Annotated in this window: 14 protein-coding genes and 1 pseudogene; 11 read left to right on the forward strand and 4 right to left on the reverse strand. The window is 72.5% G+C overall.

Annotated features, from left to right (window positions below; translation table 11 throughout):
* Positions 1-120: 120 nt before the first annotated feature.
* Positions 121-279: pseudogene (locus NYE39_RS16025) on the forward strand (zinc finger domain-containing protein); the annotation flags it as partial.
* Positions 280-312: 33 nt separating this feature from the next.
* Here NYE39_RS16025 and NYE39_RS16030 read toward each other — a convergent pair.
* Complete coding sequence (locus NYE39_RS16030) at positions 313-2,229, reverse strand: acyltransferase family protein (protein ID WP_192911702.1); 1,917 nt, start codon at positions 2,227-2,229, stop codon at positions 313-315.
* 71 nt (positions 2,230-2,300) lie between these two features.
* On the opposite strand from NYE39_RS16030, the gene NYE39_RS16035 reads away from it, so the two are divergent.
* Genes NYE39_RS16035 through map form a run of 3 tightly spaced genes read left to right on the forward strand, consistent with a single transcriptional unit; the run spans position 2,301 to position 3,712 of the window.
* Positions 2,301-2,591: an acylphosphatase gene (locus tag NYE39_RS16035; protein ID WP_072624111.1), complete on the forward strand. Its 291-nt coding sequence runs from the start codon at positions 2,301-2,303 to the stop codon at positions 2,589-2,591.
* A gap of 45 nt (positions 2,592-2,636) precedes the next feature.
* Entirely contained in the window at positions 2,637-2,954 is a 318-nt protein-coding gene (locus NYE39_RS16040) for a chorismate mutase (protein ID WP_072624112.1), read from the forward strand.
* Entirely contained in the window at positions 2,951-3,712 is a 762-nt protein-coding gene (map, locus tag NYE39_RS16045; RefSeq protein WP_192911703.1) for a type I methionyl aminopeptidase, read from the forward strand. Before NYE39_RS16040 ends, map begins: the two co-directional genes overlap by 4 nt.
* Here map and NYE39_RS16050 read toward each other — a convergent pair.
* Positions 3,702-4,175 (reverse strand): GNAT family N-acetyltransferase, encoded by a 474-nt coding sequence (locus tag NYE39_RS16050; protein ID WP_143445378.1) that lies wholly within the window; start codon positions 4,173-4,175, stop codon positions 3,702-3,704. The two genes, map and NYE39_RS16050, sit on opposite strands and share 11 nt — an antisense overlap.
* A 126-nt stretch (positions 4,176-4,301) precedes the next feature.
* Here NYE39_RS16050 and smc point away from each other — a divergent pair, with 126 nt between their 5' ends.
* The 5 genes from smc to ftsY all read left to right on the forward strand — a co-directional run bounded on the left by smc (position 4,302) and on the right by ftsY (position 12,163).
* The gene (gene smc, locus NYE39_RS16055) at positions 4,302-7,898 is read left to right on the forward strand and encodes a chromosome segregation protein SMC (protein ID WP_192911704.1); all 3,597 of its coding nucleotides are present in this window, start codon (positions 4,302-4,304) and stop codon (positions 7,896-7,898) included.
* A gap of 94 nt (positions 7,899-7,992) precedes the next feature.
* Positions 7,993-8,208, forward strand: coding sequence for a hypothetical protein (locus NYE39_RS16060; RefSeq protein ID WP_072624116.1), 216 nt, complete (start codon positions 7,993-7,995; stop codon positions 8,206-8,208).
* Positions 8,205-10,187, forward strand: coding sequence for a M13 family metallopeptidase (locus tag NYE39_RS16065; protein WP_192911705.1), 1,983 nt, complete (start codon positions 8,205-8,207; stop codon positions 10,185-10,187). Before NYE39_RS16060 ends, NYE39_RS16065 begins: the two co-directional genes overlap by 4 nt.
* 4 nt (positions 10,188-10,191) lie before the next feature.
* Positions 10,192-10,659 (forward strand): DUF309 domain-containing protein, encoded by a 468-nt coding sequence (locus NYE39_RS16070; protein WP_084449461.1) that lies wholly within the window; start codon positions 10,192-10,194, stop codon positions 10,657-10,659.
* Positions 10,660-10,726: 67 nt separating this feature from the next.
* A complete protein-coding gene (gene ftsY, locus NYE39_RS16075; RefSeq protein ID WP_192911706.1) occupies positions 10,727-12,163 on the forward strand; it encodes a signal recognition particle-docking protein FtsY in 1,437 nt (478 codons plus the stop codon).
* Positions 12,164-12,221: 58 nt separating this feature from the next.
* Here the strand turns inward: ftsY and NYE39_RS16080 are convergent, their stop codons facing one another.
* Positions 12,222-12,926: a DUF4333 domain-containing protein gene (locus NYE39_RS16080; protein ID WP_341013280.1), complete on the reverse strand. Its 705-nt coding sequence runs from the start codon at positions 12,924-12,926 to the stop codon at positions 12,222-12,224.
* Positions 12,923-13,318 (reverse strand): thiol-disulfide oxidoreductase DCC family protein, encoded by a 396-nt coding sequence (locus NYE39_RS16085; protein WP_072624121.1) that lies wholly within the window; start codon positions 13,316-13,318, stop codon positions 12,923-12,925. The genes NYE39_RS16080 and NYE39_RS16085 overlap by 4 nt, the downstream gene beginning before the upstream one ends.
* Positions 13,319-13,448: 130 nt before the next feature.
* Between NYE39_RS16085 and NYE39_RS16090 the strand changes: the two genes are divergently transcribed.
* Together NYE39_RS16090 and NYE39_RS16095 are read left to right on the forward strand one after the other, a co-directional pair.
* The gene (locus tag NYE39_RS16090) at positions 13,449-14,888 is read left to right on the forward strand and encodes an ammonium transporter (RefSeq protein ID WP_072624122.1); all 1,440 of its coding nucleotides are present in this window, start codon (positions 13,449-13,451) and stop codon (positions 14,886-14,888) included.
* Entirely contained in the window at positions 14,885-15,223 is a 339-nt protein-coding gene (locus NYE39_RS16095) for a P-II family nitrogen regulator (RefSeq protein ID WP_007927419.1), read from the forward strand. The genes NYE39_RS16090 and NYE39_RS16095 overlap by 4 nt, the downstream gene beginning before the upstream one ends.
* Positions 15,224-15,229 lie beyond the last annotated feature (6 nt).

The following is a 15,229-nucleotide window of genomic DNA, read 5'->3' on the forward strand; positions in this document are numbered from 1 at the left end:
ATTGCTCGATGTGGGGCGGGCCACTGCCTCTAGATCGTATCCAGTGCTTCCGACAAGCGGTCTGGTCAACGCTCGCCGTGCATCGAAGTAGCGCAGCACCATAGGTATTCAATGTCACAGGGGGTAGAGGGCTACTTCGACCGGTCGCCGTCGGCCTACGGCCAGGAGGGCCGCCCCTGTCCGCGGTGTGGCACGACGATGCGTCGCGAGCAGTTCATGAACCGCAGCTCGACCAGCTGCCCCCGCTGCCAGGTGCGGCCGCGGGCGGCCCGGGGCTGACCCCCTTCGTCATGACCTCAAGGGAATGCGACGTCAGGGGCGGGGGAGCTCCTTGAGCTGCACGGCCTTGCCGGTGTGCTTCTCGGAGAGGTCGGCGAAGGCCTGCCGGATCGTCGCGGCGTAGGTGTGCGCGCCGCCGAGCGAGGGGTGGATGCCGTCGGACTGGAGGTCCTCGGCGCTCACCGCGGCGTCCCAGTCGGCGAGGGCGACGTTGGGGTGCTCGTCGGCGATCCGCTCGAGCGCGGCGTTGTCGTCGTCGATGCGGGAGAGCCGGTCGGCGTGGAGGTTGACGATGACGACCATGCGGTCGTCGCCGATCTCCTCGAGGATCTGCTCGACGGTGTCGGGATCGGTGCCGGCATTGGTGCCGAAGGCCAGGACCACGGCGCGGCGCAGCGAGTCGCCGGCGGACTCGACGGCCGACAGCCCCGCGGACCACTGGCGGTTGGAGCGGGCGTCGATCTGGATGCCGGGGAAGTAGTACTCGAGCGCGGGGACCGAGCCGACGACCATCGAGTCGCCGAAGACATCGATCTCGTCGCCCTCGGGCATCGTGAAGCTCTTGGTCCCGGAGAAGGTCGGGGCCGGCTCGGTCTTGCGCGGGGCGGCCGCCTTGGCCTGGTTGGCCTCGATCGTGCGCTGGGTGCTCGTGCGGTCGGGGGCCGTGACGAGCACGGCGGTGAGCACGAGCGCGGCGGCCAGGGCGGCCCCGGCGACGACCCGGCGCACTCGCACGGAGCGCAGGTGGGCGAAGGCGCCGAGGACGCGACGCCCGCTCTCGCGGAAGCCGAGCCGGCGCACCGGCGTCTCGACGAAGCGGTAGGACAGGTCGGCGAGGGCGAGCGTCACGACGACGGCCCACACCCGGGTCCAGACGAAGGGGGCGGTGCCGGCGTTGGTCGGGATGTCCTGGGCGATGATGAGGATGACCGGCCAGTGCCACAGGTAGATGCCGTAGGACCGCTGTCCGATCCACGTCAGCGGCGGCAGCTCGAGCACGGTCCGCAGGCGGCCGGGGCGCTCGACTGCCGCGAGCAGCAGTGCGGCCGTGGCCAGGGAGACGAGTGGGATCCCGAGCGAGAAGGTCCAGGCGTGCTCCTCGCCGGCCAGGAAGAGCAGGGCGGCGATCGTCACGGCCGAGCCACCGATGACCCAGCGCCGGCGGGAGCACCACACCGAGGAGGTCGTGTAGGCCCGCAGCGGGCCGGTCCAGACGATGGCCAGGGCGGCGCCGAGCATCAGCCCGAAGAGGTGGGTGTCGGTGCCGTAGTAGGCCCGGGTGGGGTTGGCCGCGTCGTAGGTCAGGGCCATCTTCAGCGCGGAGGCGACACCGACGCCGAGGACGAGGCTCGCGAGGACCCACTCGGTGAGCGCGAAGCGCCGGTGCAGCGCGAGCAGGCCGAGCATCGCGAGGGGCCAGACGAGGTAGAACTGCTCCTCGACCGCGAGGCTCCAGAAGTTCATGAACAGCTGCGGGGAGGTCGCCGCGAAGTAGTTGGAGCCGCCGGCGATCTCGAGCCAGTTGGTCGAGAAGGTCAGCGCGCCGAGCGCCTGCCGGCGGATGCCGACGAGCAGGTCGGCCTCGACGGTGCGCGCGATGAGGACCGCGGCCGGCACGACGAGGAGCAGGGCGGGCAGCAGGCGGCGGGCCCGCCGGGTCCAGAAGCCGCGCAGGTCCACGCCGCCGGTCGAGCGGCGCTCGCGGACGAGCAGGGTCGTGATGAGGAAGCCGGAGATGACGAAGAAGACGTCGACCCCGAGGAAGCCGCCGGGTAGCCACGCGGGGTCGAGGTGGAAGACGACGACGGCGATGATCGCCAGGGCGCGCAGACCGTCGAGGCCCGCCAGGTGGCCACGCAGAGGCCGCCCCTGCGCCGACGTGGCGGCGGCGGGGGCGAGCGCGTCGGGCGCGGACGGGGCGTCGACGGTGGCGGAAGGCTGCTGACCCACGGGCACGACGCTAGGCACAAGCGGCGCCCGGGTGGGGGAGGCGCACCGTGCGGCCGGGTAGTTTCGCCCGCATGAGCAGCACGCAGCGCGCCACGTGGTTCGTCCGCGGTCGGGTCCAGGGGGTCGGCTTCCGCTGGTGGACGCGCTCCCGGGCCCTCGAGCTCGGCCTCGTCGGGCACGCCCGCAACACCGACGACGGGCGGGTCGAGGTCGTGGGGGAGGGTCCCCCTTCGTCCCTGGAGGGGCTCGACCGGCTGCTGCGGGAGGAGCCGTCGACGACGCGGCGCCCCGGCCACGTCACCTCGGTGGTGCGCCAGGACGCTCCGGCGAAGGGAGGGATCGCCGGCTTCGTCGAGAAGTGAGACGGCCCGTCGGGCGCCTGCCAGCGGTGACCTAACCTTGAGCGGGTGAGCGAGACACCCCCCGAGCTGCTGCGCCTGCGCCAGTCGATCGACAACATCGACGCGGCCCTGATCCACCTGCTGGCCGAGCGCTTCAAGGCAACCCAGAGCGTCGGGGTGCTCAAGGCGCGGATGGACCTGCCGCCCGCCGACCCGGCCCGCGAGGAGCGGCAGATCGCGCGGCTGCGCGACCTCGCCGACACCGCCGGTCTCGACCCGGTCTTCGCGGAGAAGTTCCTCACCTTCGTCATCGCCGAGGTCATCCACCACCACGAGCAGATCGCCCACGAGCAGGCCGCCGGCGAGCAGGGGGAGACCCGATGATCGAGCTGAAGACGCCCACCGAGATCGAGGCGATGCGCCCGGCCGGTCGGCTCGTGCGCGACGTGCTCGCCGCCCTCACCGAGGCCGCCGACGTCGGCGTCAACCTCCTCGAGCTCGACGCCCTCGCGCACCGCATGATCGACGCGGCCGGCGGGACCTCCTGCTACATCGACTACCACCCCTCCTTCGGGGCCAGCCCCTTCGGCAAGGTGCTGTGCACCTCGGTCAACGACGCCGTGCTGCACGGGCTGCCGCACGACTACCGGCTGCGTGACGGCGACCTGCTGTCGGTCGACTTCGCCGTCTCCGTCGGCGGCTGGGTCTGCGACGCGGCGAAGTCCTTCGTCGTCGGCACCCCCGACCCGCAGGACCTGCGGATCATCGACACGACCGAGTGCGCCCTGGCAGCCGGCATCGCGCAGGCCCGCGGCGGCAACAAGATGGGCGACATCAGCGCCGCCATCGCCGCCGTCGCGCGCGGCGAGGGCTACTCGATCAACACCCAGTTCGGCGGTCACGGGGTCGGCCGGGAGATGCACGGCGACCCGCACGTGTCCAACGACGGGCGCGCGGGCCGGGGCATCCCCCTGCGTCCCGGTCTCGTCATCGCCATCGAGCCGTGGTTCATGGCCGGCACCGACGAGATCCTCACCGACCCCGACGGCTGGACCCTGCGCAGCGTCGACGGCTCCCGCGGGGCGCACAGCGAGCACACGGTCGCCATCACCGACGGCGACCCGCTCATCCTCACAGCCTGACGGCCAGCTCAAGCGTCATGAAGACGCTGTTGGGGTCCTCCCGGTACCTACCGAAGGGAGGGCACGGGCCGAATCCGTGCCGCCCGTACAGCGCACGCGCCGGGGCGAAGAAGTCCATGCTCCCCGTCTCGAGGGAGACCCGGGTGACCTCGCGCGCCCGCGCGTCGGCGAGGGCATGCTGCAGGAGCGCACCGGCGACCCCGTGACCGCGCAGGTCGGGTGCGGTGCGCATGCTCTTCAGCTCCTCGTGCCCGGGCGTCAGCGGCGCGAGGGCTACCGTCCCGGCGAGCGCGCTGCCGAGGTGCCCGATCCACACGCGCACCCCACCGGTCTGCAACCCCGAGAGGTCCAGGGCGTGACGGCTTTCCGGAGGGGCGGTGGGCTCCATTTCGCGCAGGTGCTCGGAGAGGAAGGCCGGGAGCCGAGGGTCGTCCCAGTCGGCCGGGGAGATGGTGAGGTTCACCTGGGCGAGTCAACCACCGTGCGCGCTTTCCCTGGGTGTGATGCGGCCGGAAAGTAGAGTGGCCCGCACTGGCCGGCCCACACCCGCCCCAACTCGACCACCGTCTGCCCGAGGAGCGCCCCGCTCGTGTACGTCAAGAGCCTCACCCTCAAGGGCTTCAAGTCGTTCGCCTCGGCGACCCACATGCGGCTCGAGCCGGGCATCACGTGCATCGTCGGGCCCAACGGCTCGGGCAAGTCCAATGTCGTCGACGCGCTCGCCTGGGTCATGGGGGAGCAGGGGGCCAAGTCCCTGCGGGGCGGCAAGATGGAGGACGTCATCTTCGCCGGCACCACGGGTCGTGCGGCCCTGGGCCGCGCCGAGGTGACGATGACGATCGACAACTCCGACGGCGCGCTGCCGATCGACTACACCGAGGTGACGATCAGCCGCACGATGTTCCGCAACGGCGGCTCGGAGTACGCGATCAACGGCACCTCGTGCCGGCTGCTCGACATCCAGGAGCTGCTCTCCGACTCCGGCATCGGTCGCGAGATGCACGTCATCGTCGGGCAGGGGCAGCTCGACGCCGTGCTGCGCGCGACGCCCGAGGAGCGACGTGGCTTCATCGAGGAGGCCGCCGGCGTCCTCAAGCACCGCAAGCGCAAGGAAAAGGCGATCCGCAAGCTCGAGGGGATGGAGGCCAACCTCTCGCGCGTCGCCGACCTGACGACCGAGATCCGGCGCCAGCTCGGGCCCCTCGGCCGTCAGGCCGAGACCGCGCGCAAGGCCGCCGTCATCCAGGCCGACGCCCGCGACGCCCGCCACCGCCTCCTTGCCGATGACCTCGTGCGCATGACCTCCGCCCTCCAGCAGGAGGTGGCCGACGAGCAGGCGATGCTCGAGCGCCGCAAGGTCCTCGAGCAGGCGGTGCTCGCCGCCCGCACCCGCATCACCGAGCACGAGGAGGCCGGTGCCTCGGCGGCCGCCGAGCTGGCCGCCGCCCAGCAGCGGGCCGTGCGCCTGGCCTCGCTCACCGACAAGCTGACCGCGACCGCGTCGCTCGCCGCCGAGCGCGTGCGCCTGCTCGGGCAGGACGAGGAGGTCGAGACGACGAGCGGCCGTGACCCGGAGGCGCTGCGCGAGCAGGCCGCCCGGGCCCGTGCCGACGAGGAGGAGCTGCGCGCCGACATCGCCCGCGTCGGCGAGGAGCTCGCCGCGGCCGTCGCCGCCCGCGAGGCCGCCGAGCGCGCGCACGCGGCCGAGCAGCAGCGCATCGCCGCCCTGGCCCAGCGCGCCGCCGACCGCCGCGAGGGCCTGGCCCGGCTCGCCGGGCAGGTCGGGGCCCGACGCTCCCGCATCGAGGCGCGCGAGGCCGAGGTCGGCCGCCTCGAGGAGGTCGTGGCCACCGCGCTCGCCCGAGCCGACGAGGCCGACCGCGAGTTCACCCGGCTCGAGGGCACCATCGCCGACGAGGAGGGCAGCGAGGAGGGGCTCGACGAGGTCTACGAGCGCGCTGCCGAGGCCCATGACGCCGCCGAGGCCGAGGTCGAGCGGATCGTCGAGGCCGGCCGGGTCGCCGACCGCGACCGACAGTCCGCGCAGGCCCGTCTCGAGGCGCTCGAGCTCAGCCTGCGCCGAAAGGACGGCGTCGAGGCCCTGCGCGAGGCCGCCGAGGACGAGCACGAGATCCTCGGCTCGGTCGCCGAGCTGGTCACGGTGACCGGGGGCCACGAGGCCGCCGTCGCCGCCGCACTCGACCAGGCCGGCAATGCCCTCGCCCTCGGCAGCATCGACGCCGCTGCCCGGGCCGTCGAGCGGCTGCGCACCGACGACGCCGGCCGCGCGACCCTCGTCGTCGGGGCAACCGCACGCCCCTCCGACCGGACCGCGTGGCCCTCGCTGCCGGCAGGCGCCGTGTGGGCGCTCGACGTCGTCACCGCACCCGAGAGCGTGCGACCCGCCGTCGAGCAGGTGCTCGAGCGGGTCGCCCTCGTGGCCGACACCCCGGCCGCCCTGGCCCTGCTCGACGAGGTCGGCGACCTCACGGCGGTGACGGAGGAGGGCGACGTCTACGGGCCGGGCTTCGTGCGCGGTGGCTCGAGTGCCGCGCCGAGCCTGCTCGAGCTGCAGGCCGCCGTCGACGAGACCCGCGAGGTGCTGCTCGACGCCACCCGGCGCAGCGAGGAGTCGACCTTTGCGCTGACCTCCGCCCGGGCGACGCTCGCCGAGCGGGTCGAGGCCCGCGACGCGGCCATGGAGGCCCTCCACGAGTCCGACGCGCGGATGGCCGCGGTCGCGGAGCAGCTCGGGGGTCTGGGCACGACCACGCGCACGGCCCGGGCCGAGGCCGAGCGCACCCGCGCCAAGATCGCCGACGTCACCACCGCGCTCGATGCCGATCGCACCGAGCTCGCCGAGCTCGAGCAGCGGCTCGAGGACGCCTCGTCCGAGCCCACCGACGACGACGGCGACGACGCGACCGACGACCGCGAGCGGCTGGAGCTCGAGGCCAGCTCGGCCCGCACCGCCGAGACCGAGGTGCGTCTCTCCCTTCGCACCAAGGAGGAGCGCGCCCGCTCCCTGTACGGTCGCGCCGAGTCCCTCGAGGGTGCCGCCCGCAACGAGATCGCCGCCCGCGAGCGCCTGCGCGCCCGTCGTGAGCGTCGGCGTCGTGAGGCCGAGGTCGCTGCCGCCGTCGAGACCGCGGCGACGTGGTCGGCCGAGCGGACGGCAGCGGCCGCGACGGTCGCGGCGCAGCAGCGTGACGCGGGCGAGGCCGCGCGCGCCGAGCGCGACGAGGCCCTGCGCGGCCTGCGCACCGAGCTCACCGAGCAGCAGGACGCGCTGCGCGAGCTCACCGACGAGGTCCACCGCGACGAGGTGGCCCGGGCCCAGCAGATCGCAAAGATCGAGCAGCTGCAGACCAAGGCCATCGAGGAACTCGGGATGGACCCCGACGTCCTCATGGAGGAGTACGGCCCGCACCAGCTCGTGCCGCACGTCGCGGGCCCCGACGAGGACCCGGAGGCCGACGACTTCCCCGAGCCGCAGCCCTACGTGCGTGAGCTGCAGGAAAAGCGCCTGCGGACCGCGGAGCGGGGGCTGAAGTCCCTGGGCAAGGTCAACCCCCTGGCGCTCGAGGAGTTCGCGGCGCTCGAGGAGCGGCACACCTTCCTCACCACGCAGCTGGAGGACCTGCGCCAGTCGAAGAAGGACCTGCTCGACATCGTCGCCGAGATCGACGAGCGGGTCGAGCAGGTCTTCTCCGAGGCCTTCGCCGACACCGCCGAGCAGTTCGAAGGGGTGTTCTCGCGCCTCTTCCCCGGCGGCGAGGGGCGCCTCGTGCTCACCGACCCCGGCAACATGCTCACCACGGGCATCGAGGTCGAGGCCCGCCCCCCGGGTAAGAAGGTCAAGCGCCTGTCGCTGCTCTCCGGTGGCGAGCGCTCGCTCGTGGCCGTCGCCCTGCTCGTGTCGATCTTCAAGGCACGGCCCTCGCCCTTCTACATCATGGACGAGGTCGAGGCCGCCCTCGACGACACCAACCTCGGGCGCCTGATCATGCTCTTCGAGGAGCTGCGCGACTCCAGCCAGCTCATCGTCATCACGCACCAGAAGAAGACGATGGAGGTGGCCGACGCCCTCTACGGCGTCTCGATGCGCGGCGACGGCATCACCACCGTCGTCAGCCAGCGGCTGCGTGACGTGGCCCCCGCCGACGAGCAGGCCCAGCCGGCCTGAGGCGGGTGCTGCCCGGTTCCTGACGCCGATCCAGCCTTCGGGACTCCCGGCGGGTCGAGTTGAGCCGGTCGCCCGCACGGGGGAGCATGGGCCCATGACCGCCATGATCGTGGGCCTGCTGGTCTGCCTCGCCCTGTCCGTCGCCGTGATGGGGCTCGTCGCAGTGCCCGCCCGCCGTGAGGGGCGCGAGATCCTCACTGCCCGCGGGGAGCGCGTCGTGGTCAAGGTCCGTGAGAGCGCCGACGGTGCCGCGAGCCGTACGTCCGGCCTGATCTCGAGCGCGAGCCCCGGTAAGCGCAAGGCCTCATGAGCGGCGACCTCGACCAGCTGAGCATCCGCGGGCCCGTCGACGAGGAGGTCCGTCCTCAGGACGACCTCTTCGGCCACGTCAACAACCACTGGCTGCGGTCGGTGGAGATCCCGGCCGACCGGGGCCGCTACGGCGTCTTCGACGTGCTGCGCGAGCGCGCCGAGCGCGATGTGCGCGTCCTCATCGACGAGGTCGCGGCGTCCGTCGAGTCCGGCGAGGCCGACGACCCGGTGTCCGCCAAGGTGGGCGGCCTCTACCGCTCCTTCATGGACGAGGCCCGTGCCGACGAGCTGGGCGTCGAGCCGATCCGCGACCTGCTCGCCGCCGTCGACGCGGTGACGAGCGTGCCCGACCTCGTCGGGCTGACCGGTCGGCTGGCCCGCGACGGGGTGAGCGGCTTCGTCCTCCCCTTCGTCAACACCGACGACAAGGACTCCTCGCGCTACGTGCTCTACCTCGAGCAGGGTGGTCTGGGGCTGCCCGACGAGTCCTACTACCGCGAGGAGCAGCACGAGGCAGCCCTCGCGGCCTACCGCGAGCACGTCGCGCGCCTGCTCGTCCTGGCCCTGGAGCTCGACGAGGACGTCGCGGCCGAAACCGCGGGGCGCGTCGTCGAGCTCGAGACCCGCCTGGCCGGGGAGCACTGGGACCGCGTCACCAACCGCGACCCGCTCAAGACCTACACCCTCGTCGACGCCGCCGGGCTCACCGAGCTCGCCCCGGCCGTCGACTGGAGCGCCTGGGCCAGCGAACTGGGGGCGGCGACCCCCTTCGCCGAGGTCGTCGTGCGCCAGCCCGACTTCCTGCGCGGGCTCTCGACCGCCCTCGACACGGTCGACCTCGCGACCTGGCAGGACTGGCTGCGGCTGCGCATCGTCCAGGCGCACGCGGCCTACCTCGACGCCGACATCGTCGCCGCCGAGTTCGACTTCGTCGGTCGCACGCTCTCCGGCATCCCCGACCAGCGCGCCCGCTGGAAGCGCGGCGTCTCGCTCGTCGACGCATCCCTCGGCGAGGCCGTCGGCCGGCTCTACGTCGAGCGGCACTTCCCGCCGGCGGCACGCGAGCGGATGGGGGAGCTCGTCGACAACCTCGTCGAGGCCTTCCGCCGCTCCTTCGCGCAGTCCTCGTGGATGAGCGAGGCGACGCAGACCGAGGCCGCCGCCAAGCTCGAGGCCTTCACCCCCAAGATCGGGCACCCGCAGTCGTGGCGCGACTACTCGCAGCTCGAGATCGCCGCCGACGACCTCGTCGGCAACGTCCGCCGCGTCGCGGCCTTCGAGGTGGACCGCGCGCTGGGCAAGCTCGGCGGCCCGGTCGACCGCGACGAGTGGTTCCTCACCCCGCAGACGGTCAACGCCTACTACAACCCCGGGCTCAACGAGATCGTCTTCCCGGCGGCCATCCTGCAACCGCCCTTCTTCGACGCCGACGGCGACGACGCCGACAACTACGGCGGTATCGGCGCGGTCATCGGCCACGAGATCGGGCACGGGTTCGACGACGCCGGCTCGACCTTCGACGGGCAGGGCAACCTCCGCGACTGGTGGACCGAGGCCGACCGAGCGGCCTTCGAGGAGCGTCGCGACGCGCTCATCGCGCAGTTCGACCGCTACTCGACGCGCCACGCACCCGGCCACACGGTCAACGGCGCGCTGACCGTCGGCGAGAACATCGGCGACATCGGCGGTCTGGCCATCGGCCACGCCGCCTACCGGATCGCCGTCGGCGACGCGGCCGAGCAGGTCGGCGACGACGGGCTGACCGGCGACCAGCGCTTCTTCAGCAACTGGGCCCGGGTCTGGTGCGGTGACGCCCGGCCCGAGGAGGCCGTGCGGCTGCTCTCGATCGACCCGCACAGCCCGCAGGACGTCCGCGCCAACGCCGTGCGCAACATCGACGCCTTCCACGAGGCCTTCGGCACCGCCGAGGGCGACGAGATGTGGCTCGACCCGCAGCAGCGGGTCTCGCTCTTCTGAGGTCGTGGTGACGTCGTCCGGTGCCGACCGTGACCGGGACGCGCACGGCCGCGCCGAAAATGCCCGGCCGCGTGACGGTCTGGGTCGGCCGCTGCCGCACGGCAGCCCCGGCGTCGAGCGCGTCGAGGCGCGCGATCGCACCCCTGACGAGGCGCTGGCCGAGGCGCAGGAGTACCTCGACCACGAGATGCCGTTCCACGCCCACGAGGTCCTCGAGGAGCAGTGGAAGTCCGCCCCCGACCCTGAGCGGGCCCTGTGGCAGGGGCTGGCCCAGCTTGCCGTCGGGCTGACCCACCAGCGACGCGGCAACACCCGCGGCGCGGCGAGCGTCGCCTCGCGCGGGGCCGATGCCATCGAGCGCTACGTGGCGATCGCGCCCCACGGGATCGACGTCGCCGGGCTCGTCGCCTGGGCGCGGGCGATGACGGGCGACCCGTCGGCCGAGGTGCCGGTGCCCTCCCTTCGCTCCTGACGTGCAGTCCCCGCGGGCGGCGACCAGGTTCGTCGCGGCCCGCTCACCCTGAGAAGATGACCGGGTGATGGGTATCGAAACGCTGACCGAGTACATCGTCGTCGCCGTCGGGCTGCTGGTCCTCCTCGGCGGGCTCGCCGTCGGGCTCCTGCGCGGCGGCCGCGGCACGACCAAGGAGCTGCCGCCGCAGCAGCGACCGCCGGAGCGGCCCAAGGGCACGACCGACCACCGCAGCGGCACGATCGTCCTCGACCGGCCGAGCGAGCACGCCCAGCCGCAGGCTCCGCCGGCCGAGGCGAAGGGGGAGCAGCCCCCGGCCGATGAGACCCCTGTGGCGAAGCCTGCCGCGGAGAAGCCGGTCACCGAGACGCCGGACGAGAGCGCACCGGCCGAGGACTTCACCCCCGTGGAGTCCGACGCAGACGTCGAGCGGTCGCGCACCGTCCCGCCCGTCACCCCGCAGGACGAGACCGACGAGCCGCCGGCCCCGGCCGAGCCGGAGACCACCGAGGCGGAGACCACCGATCCGGAGGTCGCGGAGCCGGCCCCCGCCGAGCCCGAGCCGGAGCTCGACACCCCCGCACCCACCCGCGACCGGATGCGCGCGCTGCGCAGCCGCCTGGCCCGCTCCAACGGCGCCATCGGCAAGGGTCTGCTCGCGCTGCTGTCGCAGGGCAAGCTCTCCGAGGAGGACTGGGAGGAGGTCGAGGACACCCTGCTCGTCGCCGACCTGGGCATGGAGCCGACGACCGAGCTCGTCGACTCGCTGCGCAACCACGTCTCCGTCGACGGCACGACCGACCCCGAGGTGGCCAAGGACTGGCTCTACGCCGACCTCCTCCAGCTCGTCGACCCGACGATGGACCGCGGCCTGGCGGCCTCGCGCGTCGACGGTCGCCCCGCGTGCATCCTCGTCGTGGGCGTCAACGGCACCGGCAAGACGACGACCGTCGGCAAGCTGGCGCGCGTCCTCGTCGCCAACGACCGCGACGTCGTGCTCGGTGCGGCCGACACCTTCCGCGCGGCCGCTGCCGACCAGCTCGAGACCTGGGGTGCCCGCGTCGGCGTGCCCACGATCCGCAGCGACCGCGAGGGGGCGGACCCGGCGGCCGTCGCCTTCGACGCGGTCAAGGCCGCGGCCGAGATGGAGTCCGATGCGGTGATCATCGACACGGCCGGCCGGCTCCACAACAAGGTTGGCCTCATGGACGAGCTGTCCAAGGTCAAGCGGGTCATCGAGAAGCAGACCCCCATCGACGAGGTCCTGCTCGTCCTCGACGCGACGACGGGCCAGAACGGCCTGGCCCAGGCCAAGGTCTTCGCCGAGGCGGTCGACGTCACCGGCGTCGTACTCACCAAGCTCGACGGCACCGCCAAGGGCGGCATCGTCGTCGCCGTGCAGCGCACGCTCGGCGTCCCGGTCAAGCTCGTCGGCCTCGGTGAGGGACCCGACGACCTGGCCCCCTTCGTGCCCGAGGCCTTCGTCGACGCGATCGTCGGCTGACCCGCTCGCGCCCCCTTCGATCTGCCCACCGGGCCCTGACGGCACCCGGCGGCACGGATCAGGTGCGCTGGTTGAAGGTCAGGTAGTAGCGCAGCTGGGTCGAGGTGTTGACCGCCCAGGCGACCTTGACGTTGACCGTCGAGGTGCGGCTGGAGTCGCCCGGGACGGGCGCGGTGCACGTGGCGGTGCGGCCCTCGATGAGGACGATCCCGCCGACGCAGTTGATGTCGGACTTGGTGTGGCCGTACTGGCTCATGCCGCGCGCGATCTGGCCCTCGAGCTCGTCGGCGCTCAGCTGGTGCTTGCTGCTCGTGTTGGGCGTGCCGGAGGGGGCCGGCGGGACCGACTGCGTCGTCGAGGAGGGCGGCGTGTACGTCGACGAGGGCGTCGTCGGCTCGGTGGTCGTCGTCGGCTCGGTCGTCGTCGTGGGCTCGGTGGTCGGGTCCTCGGTGGTGGGGTCCTCGGTCGACGACGCGGTCGTCGTCTCCTCGTCACTGTCGTTGAGGGCGACCAGGCCGATGCCGCCGGCGCAGACGAGGGCGAGCACGAGGCCGATGGCGCCGACGACCCAGGCCCACACGGGGACGCCGCCCTTGGCCGGGGGAGTGCCGCCGGGGCCGCCGGGCTGACCGCCGTAGGGGTTGGTCGCCTGCTGACCGTAGGGCTGCTGGCCGTAACCGGGCTGCTGGCCGTAGGGCTGCTGCTGCCCGTAGGGCTGCTGGTGCGGACCGGGCTGTCCCGGAGGGGTGGGGGGCTGCGTCATGACTCTCCCTGCTCGCGATGCGCCGGGAGGCTGCATGCCGGCGTTCCCCCCGGAAATACCTGTCTGTGTCCTGCAACCCAACGGTATCCAACACCTGCCAGCGCGTGCAGACCGGGCAGGCGCAGCAGCAGCGCCACCGGCCGGACCCACCACCGGGAGGCGGCGAGGAGGTCGGCCACCGCGTCGTGCCCCGAGCTGGTCCGCCCGTCGGCGGCCACCCACTGCAGGGCCTCGTCGCACTGCTCCTGCGTCAGGCCGAGCGAAGGGAGGTCCAGCCGCTGGCTCGGGGCGACGTCGTAGTCGTCGGGGGAGCGGCGCAGGCGACGCTGCACGAGGTCGGCGCACGTGGTGCACATGCCACAGTCGCCGTCGAAGACGAGGATCGGACGCATGGACCGATCGTCCCACTCCGTGGGACGCACCCGCTCGCGACACAGAGGATTAACGCGGGCGGGTGAGGGGAAACACCACCGAAACATCTCGCACGCCGTGGTGAAACTGCGGCGCAGGAGTCTTCCACCCATGAGTCCAGCCATCACGCCCCTTGCGGCGACCCCACCATCGATCGACCCGGCCGCGACGGCCTTCATGATCATCTGCGCAGCCCTCGTGCTCCTGATGACTCCGGGCCTGGCCCTCTTCTACGGCGGCATGACCCGGGCCAAGTCCGTGCTCAACATGATGATGATGAGCTTCGGCGCCATGGGCGTGGCCGGTGTCGTCTACGTCCTGTGGGGCTACTCGATGTCCTTCGGCGGGTCCGACATCGGCGGCGTCCTCGCCAACCCCTTCGACAAGTTCGGCCTGCGCGGCGTCGCCAGCACGGTCGAGGGTGTCACCGGGACGGTCGGGGCCGACGGCATGCCGGTCATCGACGTCTTCGGTGCCGACGTCTTCATCCCCGAGGTCCTCTTCGCCGGCTTCCAGCTGACCTTCGCGATCATCACGGTCGCGCTCATCAGCGGGGCCATCGCCGACCGGGCGAAGTTCTCCACCTGGTTGGTCTTCGTCGCCATCTGGCTGACGGCCGTCTACTTCCCGATCGCCCACATGGTCTGGGGCGGCGGCCTGCTCTCCGGCGCCGAGCGGAGCGTCGCGTCGTGGATGTTCGGCAGCTCGAACGGTGCAGCGGACGTCGCGCCCATCGACTTCGCCGGCGGCACCGTCGTCCACATCAACGCCGGTATCGCCGGCCTTGTCCTGGCGCTCGTCGTCGGCAAGCGCCTGGGCTTCGGCAAGACCGCGATGCGGCCGCACAATGTCCCGCTCGTGATGATCGGTGCCGGTCTGCTGTGGTTCGGCTGGTTCGGCTTCAACGCCGGCTCCGAGCTGGCCGCGGACGGTGTCGCCAGCCTCGTCTGGGTCAACACCACCGCTGCGACCGCGGCCGCGATCCTTGGCTGGCTGCTCGTGGAGAAGCTGCGTGACGGCCACGCGACCTCGGTCGGCGCAGCCTCCGGTGTCGTCGCCGGTCTGGTCGCCATCACCCCGGCCTGCGGCGCCCTCTCGCCGGTTGGCTCGCTGGTCCTCGGTGCCGTCGCCGGTGCCCTGGCCGCCCTCGCCGTCGGCCTGAAGTTCCGCTTCGGCTACGACGACTCGCTCGACGTCGTCGGCGTGCACCTCGTCGCCGGCCTCTGGGGCACCGTCGGTGCCGGCCTCCTCGCCACGGACGGCGGGCTCCTCTACGGAGACGGCTTCGACCAGACGCTCCTGCAGATCGTCGTCGCGCTCATCAGCCTGGTGATCTCCGCGGTCCTCACCTATGTCATCGCCATCGCCCTCAAGGCGACGATGGGCTGGCGGATCACCGAGGAGGACGAGGTGTCCGGCATCGACGCCGCCGAGCACGCCGAGTCCGGCTACGACCTGGGTGGAGTCGGCGCCAGCCGTGCCCGCTCCGTCCTCAGCAGCACCCTCCCCACCACCGCCGCGACGGTCACCGAAAGCGAGGTCCGGGCATGAAGCTCGTCACCGCCATCATCAAGCCGCACCAGATCGACGACGTCAAGGAGGCCCTCGAGTCCTTCGGCATCACCGGCATGACCGTGAGCGAGGCGAGCGGCTACGGCCGCCAGCGCGGCCACAGCGAGGTCTACCGCGGGGCCGAGTACACCGTCGACTTCGTCCCGAAGATCCGCCTCGAGGTCCTCGTCGAGGACATCGACGCCGAGTCCGTCGTCGGCGTCGTCGTCTCGGCGGCCCGCACCGGTCGGATCGGTGACGGCAAGGTCTGGGTCACCCCCATCGACGACGTCGTGCGCGTGCGCACCGGGGAGAAGGGAGTCGAGGCGATCTGAGCCTCG

It is taken from the genome of Janibacter sp. FSL W8-0316 (assembly GCF_038004165.1).
In the GTDB taxonomy this organism is placed as follows: domain Bacteria; phylum Actinomycetota; class Actinomycetes; order Actinomycetales; family Dermatophilaceae; genus Janibacter; species Janibacter indicus.

What these genes read in the sequence shown, in the direction of transcription:
- NYE39_RS16035 (WP_072624111.1), top strand. Translation starts at nt 2,301, where the DNA reads ATGAGCAGCACGCAGCGCGCCACGTGGTTCGTCCGCGGTCGGGTCCAG.
- map (WP_192911703.1), top strand. Translation starts at nt 2,951, where the DNA reads ATGATCGAGCTGAAGACGCCCACCGAGATCGAGGCGATGCGCCCGGCC.
- NYE39_RS16060 (WP_072624116.1), top strand. Translation starts at nt 7,993, where the DNA reads ATGACCGCCATGATCGTGGGCCTGCTGGTCTGCCTCGCCCTGTCCGTC.
- NYE39_RS16065 (WP_192911705.1), top strand. Translation starts at nt 8,205, where the DNA reads ATGAGCGGCGACCTCGACCAGCTGAGCATCCGCGGGCCCGTCGACGAG.
- ftsY (WP_192911706.1), top strand. Translation starts at nt 10,727, where the DNA reads ATGGGTATCGAAACGCTGACCGAGTACATCGTCGTCGCCGTCGGGCTG.
- NYE39_RS16080 (WP_341013280.1), bottom strand. Translation starts at nt 12,926, where the DNA reads ATGACGCAGCCCCCCACCCCTCCGGGACAGCCCGGTCCGCACCAGCAG.
- NYE39_RS16085 (WP_072624121.1), bottom strand. Translation starts at nt 13,318, where the DNA reads ATGCGTCCGATCCTCGTCTTCGACGGCGACTGTGGCATGTGCACCACG.
- NYE39_RS16090 (WP_072624122.1), top strand. Translation starts at nt 13,449, where the DNA reads ATGAGTCCAGCCATCACGCCCCTTGCGGCGACCCCACCATCGATCGAC.
- NYE39_RS16095 (WP_007927419.1), top strand. Translation starts at nt 14,885, where the DNA reads ATGAAGCTCGTCACCGCCATCATCAAGCCGCACCAGATCGACGACGTC.